The sequence below is a fragment of the Otoolea muris genome, from assembly GCF_943193115.1.
GTDB lineage: Bacteria > Bacillota > Clostridia > Lachnospirales > Lachnospiraceae > Otoolea > Otoolea muris.
The window spans coordinates 1-13,222 of record NZ_CALPCY010000051.1 but is presented as its reverse complement, the minus strand read 5'-3'; the positions used below and the strand labels follow the sequence as shown (position 1 = coordinate 13,222).

At 50.3% G+C, this 13,222-nt stretch carries 10 protein-coding genes and 2 pseudogenes; 11 read left to right on the top strand and 1 reads right to left on the bottom strand.

The window, feature by feature from the left end:
* Positions 1–714: an MBL fold metallo-hydrolase gene (locus NFS31_RS21205; RefSeq protein ID WP_251499637.1), complete on the top strand. Its 714-nt coding sequence runs from the start codon at positions 1–3 to the stop codon at positions 712–714.
* Entirely contained in the window at positions 711–1,082 is a 372-nt protein-coding gene (locus NFS31_RS21200; protein WP_251499634.1) for a VOC family protein, read from the top strand. The genes NFS31_RS21205 and NFS31_RS21200 overlap by 4 nt, the downstream gene beginning before the upstream one ends.
* Before the next feature lie 217 nt (positions 1,083–1,299).
* Here the strand turns inward: NFS31_RS21200 and NFS31_RS28010 are convergent.
* Positions 1,300–1,419: pseudogene (locus NFS31_RS28010) on the bottom strand (DUF6783 domain-containing protein); the annotation flags it as partial.
* Here NFS31_RS28010 and NFS31_RS28005 point away from each other — a divergent pair.
* The 9 genes and pseudogenes from NFS31_RS28005 to NFS31_RS21160 form a co-directional block, all read left to right on the top strand.
* Positions 1,396–1,569: pseudogene (locus NFS31_RS28005) on the top strand (DUF6783 domain-containing protein); the annotation flags it as partial. The pseudogenes NFS31_RS28010 and NFS31_RS28005 sit on opposite strands and share 24 nt — an antisense overlap.
* A 20-nt stretch (positions 1,570–1,589) precedes the next feature.
* Positions 1,590–2,930: a dihydroorotase gene (locus NFS31_RS21195; protein WP_251499692.1), complete on the top strand. Its 1,341-nt coding sequence runs from the start codon at positions 1,590–1,592 to the stop codon at positions 2,928–2,930.
* A 184-nt stretch (positions 2,931–3,114) separates the two neighbouring features.
* The gene (gene malQ / locus NFS31_RS21190; RefSeq protein ID WP_251499631.1) at positions 3,115–4,614 is read left to right on the top strand and encodes a 4-alpha-glucanotransferase; all 1,500 of its coding nucleotides are present in this window, start codon (positions 3,115–3,117) and stop codon (positions 4,612–4,614) included.
* Between the two features lie 470 nt (positions 4,615–5,084).
* Positions 5,085–7,667: a preprotein translocase subunit SecA gene (secA, locus tag NFS31_RS21185; RefSeq protein WP_251499629.1), complete on the top strand. Its 2,583-nt coding sequence runs from the start codon at positions 5,085–5,087 to the stop codon at positions 7,665–7,667.
* A 78-nt stretch (positions 7,668–7,745) separates the two neighbouring features.
* Positions 7,746–8,874, top strand: a protein-coding gene (gene prfB, locus NFS31_RS21180) for a peptide chain release factor 2 (RefSeq protein ID WP_251499626.1) whose coding sequence is annotated in 2 segments (ribosomal slippage) — positions 7,746–7,820 and positions 7,822–8,874 — 1,128 coding nt in all. Because the reading frame shifts where the segments join, the coding sequence is not laid out codon by codon here.
* A gap of 260 nt (positions 8,875–9,134) precedes the next feature.
* Positions 9,135–10,484, top strand: a complete 1,350-nt coding sequence (locus NFS31_RS21175) for an AAA family ATPase (protein ID WP_251499623.1) — start codon at positions 9,135–9,137, stop codon at positions 10,482–10,484.
* A gap of 2 nt (positions 10,485–10,486) precedes the next feature.
* A complete protein-coding gene (locus NFS31_RS21170; protein WP_251499621.1) occupies positions 10,487–11,095 on the top strand; it encodes a hypothetical protein in 609 nt (202 codons plus the stop codon).
* Positions 11,096–11,490: 395 nt separating this feature from the next.
* Positions 11,491–11,934, top strand: coding sequence for an ACT domain-containing protein (locus tag NFS31_RS21165; protein ID WP_251499618.1), 444 nt, complete (start codon positions 11,491–11,493; stop codon positions 11,932–11,934).
* A gap of 10 nt (positions 11,935–11,944) precedes the next feature.
* The gene (locus tag NFS31_RS21160; RefSeq protein WP_251499615.1) at positions 11,945–13,195 is read left to right on the top strand and encodes a homoserine dehydrogenase; all 1,251 of its coding nucleotides are present in this window, start codon (positions 11,945–11,947) and stop codon (positions 13,193–13,195) included.
* The last annotated feature ends 27 nt before the right edge of the window (positions 13,196–13,222 follow it).

Sequence of the window (13,222 nt, the reverse complement as noted above, 5' to 3'; positions counted from 1 at the left end):
ATGAAGATTACGTATATACATCACAGCTCGTTTTCTGTGGAGACAGAGAAGGCGACGCTGTTATTTGACTATTATGCAGGCCCGCTTCCGGCGTTTGCAAAGGATCGGCCGCTGATTGTGTTTGCCAGCCATTTCCATGCGGATCATTTTTCTCCTGTTGTTTTTGAGCTGGCAGGGCATGAGGGCGGCGCGCGGTTTATCCTTTCCCATGATATCCGTCCCGGGAAGGTTCCGGAGGAACTTCTTGACCGGACGCGTTTTGTGAAGGCCGGGGAATCATTTGAGCTGGCATATGCGCAGGGGGAAGCCGCGATGCGGATCGAGACGCTGCGCTCTACGGATGAGGGCGTCGCCTTTTGGCTTTCCTGCGGCGGGAAGGAGATTTACCACGCGGGAGATCTGAATAACTGGTGGTGGGAGGGCGAGGACAAAGCCTGGAACCGCAATATGGCGGCGAATTATAAGAAGGAGATGGAGAAACTGGCGGGAAGGACGGCGGATATTGCTTTTATTCCACTGGATCCGCGCCTGGAGAAATGGTTTTATCTTGGCATGGAGGGCTTTATGGAAAAGGCGGATGCAAAGGCCATTTTCCCCATGCATTTCTGGAAGGATTACAGCGTGATTGAGCGCATGAAGCGCCATCCGGCCAGCGCGGGCTGGGGGGATCGGATTGTGGATATCAGAGAAGAAGGAGAGGTATTTGAGCGATGAAGTTTTCATTTGCACATAATAATTTCAATGTGGTGAACCTGGAGAAGTCTTTAAAATTCTATGAGGAGGCGCTTGGGCTTAAGGAGATACGCCGCAAGGAGGCAAAGGATCACAGTTTTATTCTTGTGTATCTGGGAGACGGGGAGACAAAGCATGCGCTGGAGCTGACCTGGCTTCGCGACTGGGAAAAGGATTCCTATAATCTGGGGGACAATGAATTCCATCTCGCCTTTGAGACGGACGATATGGAGGCATCCTTTAAGAAGCACAAGGAAATGGGCTGCGTCTGCTACGAAAATCCGTCGATGGGAATCTATTTTATCAGCGATCCGGACGGTTACTGGCTGGAGATCGTGCCTCAGAAATAAAGCGGCCGCTCCGGGACCAGTACAGCGTTGCATTCGCGAGTAAACAGCACTCGCTATCCGCGCCCTCTGCACGCCTGCGAAGCTAGAGCGTTGCTTAAATTTCAGTGAATACATTGCTTGATATCGGTGTCATCTGTGCGTCTGCGAAGCGACGGCGTAGTGGCGCCTACGTCTAGCTTCGCAGGCGTGCAGAGGGCGCGGATAGCGAGTGATTTATTCACTGGAATTTAGGCAATGCTGTACTAGAGCGTGTTTGAAAAATGCTTTCTGCCAGATGTGCGTTCCGCTTTGTGGGAGATTTGGGCCAAATGAACGCGGCGCAGTGGGCTGCGTTAAGTGAATTTGGCACAAATATGCCGCAAAGTGGGGCGTGCAGATGGCGGGAATGATTTTTCAAACACGCTCTAGATGTACTCCCGGAATTCCGCGAAATCCGCCGCAAAGGCAGGTGCGGAGAGATTCTGAGAGCACAGGATTACATGATTAAGGGGGAACGCGGCATTGAAGATGGTGATTGCAAATGGACGGGTGATTGACCCGGAGAGCGGTTTTGACGGACTGGCGGATCTGATGACAGAGGACGGGAAGATTACCGGGATATGGCGGAGGGACAGCCAAGACAGGCGGGATACAGACGGCGGGGCTGGCTGGCATCCGGCGGACGGAACGGATCCGGGCGTGTGCGGCGGGGAGCCGGCGCGGGTGATCGACGCGGCGGGGCTTATTGTCGCCCCCGGCCTGGTGGATGTCCATGTCCATTTCAGGGATCCGGGACTGACCTGGAAGGAAGACATCCTGACAGGAGCCGCGGCGGCCAAAGCGGGCGGTTATACGACAGTTGTGTGCATGGCAAACACGAAGCCCGCGGCGGATACGCCGGAGGTGATCCGCTACATTACGGAAAAGGGCAGGGAAACCGGGATCCATGTCCTGGCGGCGGCGGCGGTCACGAAGGGGCTTAAAGGCAGGGAGCTCACGGACATGCAGGCATTGGCCGAAAGCGGCGCGGCGGGATTTACGGACGACGGCATTCCGCTTATGAACGAAGCGCTTGTGAAAAAGGCGATGGAAGAGGCGGCGCGCTTAAAACTGCCGCTGAGCTTTCACGAGGAGGATCCGGCGTTTATTATCAATAACGGGATCAACCAGGGGGCTGTTTCTGAACGGATGGGCCTTGGCGGATCACCTGCGCTGGCGGAGGACGCGCTGGTGGCCAGGGACTGCATGATCGCGCTTCACACAGGGGCCAGGGTGAATATCCAGCACATCAGCTCAGCGAATTCCGTGAAAATGGTCGGCCTGGCGAAAGAGCTGGGGGCTGACGTATGGGCAGAGGTGACGCCGCACCATTTCAGCCTTGATGAAACAGCGGTGCTGGAGTATAAAACCCTGGCAAAGATGAATCCGCCCCTGCGGACCGCGGCGGATCGGAGCGCTCTGATCGAGGGCTTAAAGGACGGGACGATTGACGTGATTGCTACGGATCACGCGCCGCACAGCAGGGAGGAAAAGGAAAAGCCGTTTGCCGAAGCGCCGAGCGGGATCATCGGCCTTGAGACAGCGCTGCCTCTGGCCGTGACGAATCTGGTAAAGGCCGGGCATGTAAGCTATCTTACGCTGTTTGAGAAAATGTGCCTGAACCCGGCGCGGCTTTACCATCTGGAATGCGGCAGGATCCGGGAGGGCGCGGCCGCGGATCTCGTTATTTTTGACGATACGCATCCCTTTACGGTACAGGAATTTGCGTCAAAATCCTGCAACTCGCCATTTATTGGGACGCAGCTTCTGGGACGGGTGAAATATACCGTCTGTGAAGGAGAGATCGTTTATCAGGACGGCGGGTTTTGAGACAGCGAATGATGGAAACAGTACGTAACCGTTCAGGCTGCCTGAACTGATGCAACAATACAGCATTCAGGATTAAAGAGTGTTTGAAAAATGCTTTCTGCCAGACGGCGGGAATGATTCTTCAGACCTCTCTGGCACAGGTATGTATGATACGCATAAAAGCAGACAGTAAAAGGAGAACAAGATGGAAACCATGTTAAAACGCGGCGCTGGCATTTTGATGCCTGTTTTCAGCCTGCCGTCCCCCTACGGGATCGGAACCTTCGGCAGGGACGCCCGCGACTTTATCGACCAACTGAAAAAGGCCAGGCAGAGCTTCTGGCAGGTGCTTCCCATGGGACCGACCAGCTACGGGGACAGCCCATACCAGTCTTTCTCTGCGTTTGCGGGCAATCCATATTATATTGACCTCGATATACTGAAAGAAGAAGAACTTTTAACCCAGGAGGAGATCGACGAGTGCTTCTGGAGCGAACAGCCGGATCAGGTCAAATATGACGCAGTGTATTACTACCGCTTTCCGCTCCTGAAAAAGGCGTTCGGGAGAAGCGGGCATGAAAAGACAGAGGCATACAAAGCCTTTCTTGAAAAAAATGCATATTGGATCGACGATTACAGCCTGTACATGGCGCTGAAAAAACACTTTGAGGACGCCGGGTGGCTGGAGTGGGACGAGGATGTGCGTTTCCGCAGGCCCGCGGCAATGGCGAAATATCAGGAAGAGCTTAAAGAAGAGATTGATTACTGGAAATTCCTGCAGTTTAAGTTTTTTGAACAGTGGGAGAAATTAAAAGAATATGCAAATGAAAATAACATAAAGATCGTGGGAGACATCCCCATCTATGTGGCCCTGGACAGCGCGGATGTCTGGAGCCACCCGGAGCTGTTCCAGTTAGACGAGAAGAATTTGACGCCTGTCAATGTCGCCGGCGTGCCGCCGGATGCATTTTCCGATGAAGGGCAGTTATGGGGCAATCCCCTGTACCGCTGGGATTACATGGAAAAAACCGGCTTTGCCTGGTGGCGGGAGCGCATGAAAGCGTCCGCAGAGCTTTATGACGTGATCCGGATCGATCATTTCCTCGGCGTCGTTCAGTATTACTCCATCCCCTATGGCTCGGAAAACGCCAAAGCCGGCGAGTGGAAAACAGGGCCGGGAAAGAAACTGACGGATGCCATTGACGAATCCGTGGGAGAGACGAAGATCATTGCCGAGGATCTGGGAATCTTCTGCCAGGGCGTAAAGGATCTCTTGAAGGAAACCGGCTATCCGGGCATGAAGATCATAGAATTCGCATTCAGCGGCGACCGCTTCAACGAGCATCTGCCCCACTGCTACGAGCCCAATATGGTCGTATACGGAGGCACCCACGACAACGAGACGCTTGCCGGCTATTTCAAAGCCGGCAAGCGGGAGTGGTGGGAGCTGCAGTACATCGCCGATTACCTTGGCGCGGCCCATCAGAGCGAGGTGGTGGACCGTGTATTCCGGGCCGCCTACGGCTCTGTGGCCAGCGTGGCGATCTTCCAGATGCAGGATGTACTTAAACTTGACAACTCCGCCCGGCTCAATACCCCCGGCACGGTAGGAGAAAACTGGAGATGGCGTTTGAAAAAGGGACAATTTACAGAAGAACACACCGGTTATCTGGCATGGCTGGTGGATATCTTTGGACGGTTTTAGTACAGTATTGCTTGAATTTCGGTGAATAAATAGCGAGTGATTTATTCACCGGAATTTAGGCGATGCTGTACTGAGAGGGGAGATAGAAACGGATTCAGAGCTTCCGGGACGTATTGTTTTACGACAGAGCGTCCCGGAAGCTTTAAAATTGTTGCTATTCACGGGGCTCATCTTCTTGTCCGGCATAGCCAGACAAGAAGCATCGGGCGTTCGCCCGATGTGAAAAACTGACAGAAAACAGCCTTACAAGCAAGCTTGACGTCTGTTTTCCGCCAGTTTTCCCCGCCCCGTGAACTGTAATTTAAAATTATGAAATATTTATGAAGACATTGAATAAAGTCCCCAATAGTGTTAGAATAGACAAGATTATATAACTGAGACTATACGGTTTTAACAGAAATAGAAATCACAAAAACGGTATAAACTGATAGGAAGAAACGTATCATGAACAACAAATAGGAGAGTAAAGCATGAAGCTGATAGAGAAAGTGTTTGGGACTCACAGCGAGCGTGAACTGAAGCTGATCTATCCCATTGTGGATAAGATCGTGGCGATGCGGCCGGAGATGATGGCGCTGTCAGACGAGGATTTAAAAGACAACACCAGAAAATTCAAAGAGCGTCTGGAAAAAGGCGAGACGCTGGACGATATCCTGCCCGAGGCGTTTGCGACGGTCCGCGAGGCGGCGCGGCGTGTGCTGAATATGGAGCATTACCCGGTGCAGCTTATCGGCGGCATTGTCCTGCATCAGGGGCGTATCGCGGAGATGAAGACCGGCGAAGGAAAGACCCTGGTGTCCACGGCCCCGGCGTATTTAAATGCGCTGGCGGGCAAGGGCGTGTTTATTGTAACCGTCAATGATTACCTGGCAAAACGAGATGCGGAGTGGATGGGAGAGATCCACCGTTTCCTGGGCGTTTCCGTAGGCGTGGTGTTAAACTCCATGACGCCGGATGAGAGGCGGGCGGCGTATGGCTGCGACATCACGTATGTGACGAACAATGAGCTGGGCTTTGACTATCTGCGCGACAACATGGCGATCTATAAGGAACAGATGGTGCTGCGCAACTTAGATTATGCGATCATTGACGAGGTGGACTCTGTGCTGATCGACGAGGCGAGAACACCGCTTATCATTTCCGGTCAGAGCGGCAAGTCTACCAAGCTGTATGAGGTGTGCGACATTCTGGCCCATCAGCTCACGCGCGGCGAGGAGTCAGCGGAATTTACCAAGATGGCGGCCATCATGGGCGAGGAGATCGAGGAGAGCGGGGATTTCATCGTCAATGAGAAGGACAAGGTCGTGAACCTGACCGAAGAGGGTGTGCGCAAGGTTGAGGAGTTTTTCCACATCGAAAACCTGGCTGACCCGCAGAACCTGGAGATCCAGCACAATATCATCCTTGCGCTCAGGGCCAATTATCTGATGTTCAGGGACAAGGATTATGTGGTAAAGGACGACGAGGTTCTGATTGTCGATGAATTCACAGGGCGTATCATGCCGGGACGCCGTTATTCCGACGGCCTTCACCAGGCCATTGAGGCTAAGGAGCATGTAAATGTGCGCCGTGAGAGCCGTACGCTGGCTACGATTACCTTCCAGAACTTTTTCAATAAATTCAATAAAAAAGCCGGCATGACCGGCACGGCGCAGACGGAGGAAAAGGAGTTCCGCAACATCTACCAGATGGATGTTATCGTGATCCCCACCAACCGTCCTGTGATCCGGATTGACAGGGACGACGCGGTTTACAAGACCAAAAAGGAGAAATTCCACGCGGTTGTGGAGGAAGTGGTCGAGGCGCATGAAAAGGGACAGCCGGTTCTGGTCGGCACGATCACGATTGAGACGTCAGAGCTTCTCAGCAAGATGCTGAAAAAGCGCGGCGTGCCCCACAAGGTCCTGAACGCGAAATTCCATGAGCTGGAGGCGGAGATTGTGGCTGATGCCGGCGTACACGGCGCGGTGACGATCGCCACCAATATGGCCGGCCGGGGCACGGATATCAAGCTGGACGACATTTCCAGAGAGATTGGGGGACTGCGCATCATCGGCACAGAGCGCCATGAGTCGCGGCGTATCGATAACCAGCTCCGCGGGCGTTCCGGCCGTCAGGGAGATCCGGGCGAATCACGCTTCTATATTTCCCTGGAGGATGATCTGATGCGTCTGTTCGGCTCTGAAAAGCTGATGGGCATGTTCAACGCGCTGGGCGTTCCGGAGAATGAGCAGATCGAACACAAGATGCTGTCCAATGCCATTGAAAAGGCCCAGATGAAGATCGAGAACAATAACTACGGCATCCGTGAAAACCTTCTGAAATACGATGAGGTCATGAACGAGCAGCGTGAAACCATCTACGAAGAGCGCCGCCGCGTCCTGGACGGCGAGAGTATGCGCAATGTAATCATGAAGATGGTGACTGACATCGTGGAAAATGCCGTCGATATGTCCATTTCCGATGAACAGGGACCGGAGGACTGGGATCTGGCGGAACTCAATTCCCTTCTGCTTCCCGTGGTGCCGTTAGAGCCGATAAAGCTGCGCGAAGATCAGATGGGGATGAAAAAGAACGAGCTCAAGCACATGCTCAAGGAAGCGGCCACCCGCCTTTACGAGGCAAAGGAGGCGGAATTCCCGTCTGCGGAGCAGATCCGCGAGATCGAGCGTGTGATCCTTCTGAAGGTGATCGACAATAAATGGATGGCTCATATTGACGATATGGATCAGCTACGCGAGGGTATCGGCCTGCAGGCATACGGCCAGAGAGATCCTCTGGTTGAGTATAAGATGAGCGGCTACGATATGTTCGAGAGCATGGCTGCCGCCATACGCGAGGATACGGTGCGGATTCTCCTTCACATGCGCGTGGAGCAGAAGGTAGAGCGCGAGCCGGCCGCCAAGGTGACCGGAACCAATAAGGATAGCAGCGCAGTCCAGGCGCCCAAGCGCAGGGAGGTTAAGAAGATTTACCCCAATGATCCCTGCCCGTGCGGATCCGGGAAGAAGTTCAAGCAGTGCTGCGGAAGGAAGCTTCTGGCGAGACAGTAAGAATAACCTTTTGGCAACCTGGACGGTTGCCGGAAGGAATTCATAAAAGGAATATTTTTATAGAAAGAAGGTGAAGCTATGGTTGAATTGGATCAGTTCAAATATACGTTATCAACGTATGATACAACTTTAGTGGAAGTGAGGGATTCACTTTGACCTGGATAACAAGGTAAAGCGAATCGACGAGCTGGACAAATCGATGGAGGAACCGGGCTTCTGGGATGACCCGGACCGCTCCACGAAGATCATGAAGGAAGCGAAGAATTTAAAGGATACGGTGGAGACCTACAGGAATCTGGAACAGCAGTATGAGGATATCCAGGTCATGCTGGAGATGGGATATGAGGAAAGCGACGCGTCCCTTATTCCGGAGATCCAGGAGATGCTGGACGGCTTTGTGAGCAGCCTGGAAGCCATCCGCACAAGGACGCTTCTGTCAGGAGAATACGACAACTGCAATGCGATCTTAAAGCTTAACGCAGGCGCGGGCGGTACAGAGGCCATGGACTGGTGCAGCATGCTCTGGCGCATGTATCAGCGCTGGGCCGATAAAAAGGGGTATTCCACGGAAGTCCTGGATTTCCTGGACGGCGACGAGGCGGGGCTTAAGTCTATCACCGTACAGATCAACGGGGAAAATGCGTTTGGCTATTTAAAATCCGAGAAGGGCGTACACCGCCTGGTGCGTATTTCCCCGTTCAACGCAGCGGGCAAGCGCCAGACCTCCTTTGTATCCTGCGACGTGATGCCGGATATCGAAGAGGATCTGGATGTGGAGATCAATCCCGATGATCTGCGCATTGATACGTACCGATCAAGCGGCGCGGGCGGCCAGCACATCAATAAGACGTCCTCCGCCATCCGTATTACCCACCTCCCGACCGGAATTGTGGTCCAGTGCCAGAATGAGCGCTCCCAGTTCCAGAACAAGGATAAGGCCATGCAGATGCTCAAGGCAAAGCTTTATCTGCTCAAGCAGCAGGAGAATGCGGAGAAGCTTTCCGATATCCGGGGGGACGTCAAGGACATCAATTTCGGCAACCAGATCCGTTCCTATGTCATGCAGCCGTATACGCTGGTAAAGGACCACAGGACCAACGCGGAGAACGGCAATGTCAACGCAGTGATGGACGGGGATCTGGATCTGTTCATCAGCGCGTACTTAAAGTGGATCAGCCTGAAGGAGCAGGCGCCCAGGGAAGCATAATTTATGGAGGAGGCAGGAGCCCCGGTTGGGGGGACGGCCTCCTTTGTTTTTGTAAAATGCCAGGCAGCTTTCTGCAAGCTGATATTAGCCAGTCAACGATTTATCTTATCTGAACTGTTACTTAATGAATCTCCTTTTATTATGATATGCTTTAAAAACATGATAAAACATTGTATAAAATGTTATAAAAAACAACAAAATGGATATAGTTATTGACTGATATAGAGAATGGTGGTAGCATAAGTTTGGAGGTGAAGGAGATGTTTACGTATATAAAACTAAAAAATTTTATGTCATTTAAAGACGTTACGTTTGATTTGAAAAAAGGAAGTAAGGGCGCCAAGAATTTTATTGCTGTATATGGAGAGAATGGGAGCGGCAAATCCAATTTTGTCAGCAGTATAGATTTACTGAGAAGGAGTATTGATTCTTTTGAAGAATTTGTAAATAAACAAAAAATCGCAGAACTGGCTCAGGAGAGAGATTGGATTAAGGGATTGGTAGAAACGATTCTCGGCAGCAATAATATATTAAATCTGATCAATAGCTGCCGTATGGCAGAATGTGATAAAGAGACAACTCTCGAATATGGATTTCAAACTGGCGGGTATGAGGGATACTATGTCATAAGCTTTACAGAAAGATTTACTTATGAAAAGTTATATTATTTTACGGGTAAGCAAAAGGGTGTTTTATTTGAAATAAAATCTGATCATGGGGAAATATCTGCTGTATTTTCCGGAAAACTATTTAAAAATAAAAGAACTGAAAGTGAAATTGAGGAAGAAATAGAAAAATATTGGGGAAAACATACATTTTTAAGTATTCTGAATAGAGAGAGACACGAAAAAAACGAACAATATATAAAAGACAATTATCTTTCATATGTATTTGATATTTTGGATATGCTGCAGGGAGTAACCGTACATTATAAGAAAACGTCGTATTCAGGAAGCGAGGTCAGAGCGGGAAAACCTGCTAATATATTACGCAGACTGGATGCAGGAAAAATACGGGCTCAACATGTTTCTGTGTTAGATCGCTCAGAACGCATATTAAGGGATTTTTTTACTCAGGCATATGCAGATATAAAGGACGTCTGGTATGACAGAATATACGAAGAAAAAGGAATTTCTTATAAGCTGTATGTAAAAAAAATGATCGGCGGAAAAATCAGAACCATCGGTTTTCAAAATGAATCGGCTGGCACACAGCATATCCTCGAAATTATTCATGCGTTATTAGGCGCCTTCTGCGGTGTGACAGTCGTATATGATGAAATCGATGATGGGATTCATGATTTACTTTTAAAGAATATTTTAGAATCAATGATGGATGATATCTCAGGACAGTTAATTATTACCACACATAATACGTATATGCTGGAAAGTATTGATATTAAATCCGCTTATGTAATTACCGTAGATTATCAGGGAAATAAAGAGGTGAGATGTCTGGACCGATATCCCAGGATACAGGGAACTAATAATCCGAGAAATATGTATTTAAAAGGATTATTCGGAGGCGTTCCGATTGTCGATTCATTTGATTATGACATGATATTGAGCGAGCTGCGAAATGACGGTATAGACGCAGAAGGGGGCGAGTAAGAGTGCCTTGTAAAACATTAAACTATACGAAATGCGCAGTGATCGTACATGGCAAATCAGAGTTTCATTTGATCCGATTTATATATACCAATCTTCATCTTCCGGTAAAAATTATATCAAAGGATAAAGGCAGAGGAAGCATCCAAATCAATGGGCTTAAAGAGTTTCTGAACAAAAAACATTTCAGGACGCTAAAAGCATTTGCAGACGAATATTCGGTTGAATATGATAAAAAGGCGAAAAAGTTAAAAAATTTTAAGCTATTTATTGTAATGGACACAGACGACTGCAGTGAAGATACGAAAGAGGAATACATATCCGGCGGATTGTTCCGGGGGCATCCCCTTCAGAAGTATATTGTACCCATATATAATATAACGAATCTTGAGGATGTAATGCTGAGAGCAGGCATAATGGTAAAGCGTATACCTGATTCAGAAAAAGGCGCGTACTATAGCAGAATATTTCCGATCAATACGGAGCCGTTTAGTATGGATACATTGAATCAGATAAAATCTTTTGCGGAAAAATTGAAAGGGGTGAGGCAGACGAACATGCTGGAATTCATAGAATATTGCTTTGAACAGATGTTAGGAACTGTCTCGAAATAACTTCCCATTAGTCCGCAGGATTTTTCTTCGAGAGTGCTTCTCAAAAATCAGGTGCATAGCGGGCTATGTAACTGATTTTTGAGAAGCGCTGTCGGAGAAAAGGACAAGGAATATGGGAAGTTATTTCGAGACAGTTCCTTACTGTTCAGGTAGGTCTTAGCACTTGCAGCGCTGACTGTATGATAACTTGGGCTGGCGAGCAAAAATCCCATCGCCACAGGCGACTTTCATGGATTTTTGCTGGTTGCTGTGAACGCATGTGAACAGTAACTAACAGATTCCGGGTATGCCTTCCCTCAAAAAAAACCATTGCGTCTTTCCCCCAAATATGATACTATCTTCCGTGTGAAAACAAATGTATTTCTGAAACAAACAGGGTAACAAGGAGTAATGCCATGGAAGAGCAGACAAAGTATTTTGTTTTAAAGCAGAAAGCGGTTCCTGAGGTTCTTCTGAAGGTGGTGGAGGCAAAGCGTCTGATTGACTCGGAGCGGGCCCTCACGATCCAGGAGGCGACTGAGAAAGTCGGGATCAGCCGCAGTTCATTCTATAAGTACAAGGATGACATTTTTCCGTTTTATGAAAACGCGAAGGGGAGAACGATCACCATGGTGCTTCAGATGGATGACGAACAGGGGCTTTTGTCGGATCTTCTGCATATTGTGGCGGTTTACAGGGCCAATATCCTGACGATTCATCAGAGCATTCCGGTCAGCAATGTGGCGACGCTGACGCTCAGCGTGGAGGTTCGGCCGGATACCGGCGATATCTCGGGGATGGTCGGTGAGATGGAGAGAGAGACGGGCGTTCATTACGTAAAAATAATAGCCAGGGAGTAGGAAAAGAACAATGATTCAGGTTGCAGTGATGGGCTACGGGACGATCGGTTCCGGGGTCGTAGAGGTATTGGAGACAAACAGAGAGAGGATAAGGAGAAAGACAGGGCATGAGATTGCGGTGCGGTATATTCTGGATCTGAGGGAATTTCCGGGAGATCCGCACGAGGCCCTGATAGTACACGATTTTTCCGTGATTGAAAAGGATGAGGAAGTCGGGATTGTCGTTGAGGCCATGGGAGGCGTCAATCCGGCCTATGCCTTTGCTAAGGCGTGTCTTCTGGCGGGAAAGCATGTCGTGACCTCGAATAAGGCGCTGGTGGCGGCCCATGGCACAGAGCTTTTGCGGATTGCCGGGGAGAAACACAGGAATTTCCTGTTTGAGGCCAGCGTGGGAGGCGGGATCCCGATTATCCGGCCGCTCACCCAGGCGCTGGCCGGGGAGGAGATTCTGGAGATCAGCGGTATTTTAAACGGTACCACAAACTATATCCTGACCAAGATGGATCGGGAAGGGCAGGCATTTGAGGAGGCGCTTACAAAGGCCCAGGAGCTGGGCTATGCGGAGCGCAATCCCGAGGCGGATGTCGAGGGCTATGATACATGCCGCAAGATTTCGATACTGACCGCCCTGGCTGCGGAGCGAGAGGTCAATTATGAGGAGGTTTCCACTGAGGGGATCACGCATATTACGGATACGGATTTCCGGTATGCAAAGGAGCTGGGGACGTCGATCAAGCTCTTTGGCAGCAGCCGTATGGAAAACGGGAGGGCAAGCGTATTTGTCTGCCCTATGATGATCGGGCCGGATCACCCCCTTTACAGCGTGAGCGACGTGTACAATGCGGTGATGGTGCGCGGAAATATGGTGGGAACCCTGATGTTTTACGGGAGCGGCGCGGGCAAGCTTCCGACGGCAAGCGCAGTCGCGGCGGATATCATGGAGGCGGCCTGCCATATGGAGGATCATATTCCCATGGGCTGGAGTGATGAGAAGCAGGTTTTGTCCCCGATGAAGGAACAGCGGTTCCGGTATTTTATCCGTTTTTCGGGCAGCGCTTCGGAGAAGCTTCCGGATGTGGAGGTCGCATTCGGGAAGGTGCGCGCGGCAGAGCTTCCGGGCCTTGATGAGTTTGCCGTTGTGACCGGGGAGATGACGGAATCGAGGTATCAGAAGCTGGCGGCGGCGTTTGGCGATATCCGGCAGATGATCCGGGCGAGACTGTCCGAAAACTCGGACAGTTATAGAATGAAAAAAGGGTAGATACATCCGGACAAAAACGGATGATTT

What these genes read in the sequence shown, in the direction of transcription:
- NFS31_RS21205 (WP_251499637.1), top strand. Translation starts at nt 1, where the DNA reads ATGAAGATTACGTATATACATCACAGCTCGTTTTCTGTGGAGACAGAG.
- NFS31_RS21200 (WP_251499634.1), top strand. Translation starts at nt 711, where the DNA reads ATGAAGTTTTCATTTGCACATAATAATTTCAATGTGGTGAACCTGGAG.
- NFS31_RS21195 (WP_251499692.1), top strand. Translation starts at nt 1,590, where the DNA reads ATGGTGATTGCAAATGGACGGGTGATTGACCCGGAGAGCGGTTTTGAC.
- malQ (WP_251499631.1), top strand. Translation starts at nt 3,115, where the DNA reads ATGGAAACCATGTTAAAACGCGGCGCTGGCATTTTGATGCCTGTTTTC.
- secA (WP_251499629.1), top strand. Translation starts at nt 5,085, where the DNA reads ATGAAGCTGATAGAGAAAGTGTTTGGGACTCACAGCGAGCGTGAACTG.
- NFS31_RS21175 (WP_251499623.1), top strand. Translation starts at nt 9,135, where the DNA reads ATGTTTACGTATATAAAACTAAAAAATTTTATGTCATTTAAAGACGTT.
- NFS31_RS21165 (WP_251499618.1), top strand. Translation starts at nt 11,491, where the DNA reads ATGGAAGAGCAGACAAAGTATTTTGTTTTAAAGCAGAAAGCGGTTCCT.
- NFS31_RS21160 (WP_251499615.1), top strand. Translation starts at nt 11,945, where the DNA reads ATGATTCAGGTTGCAGTGATGGGCTACGGGACGATCGGTTCCGGGGTC.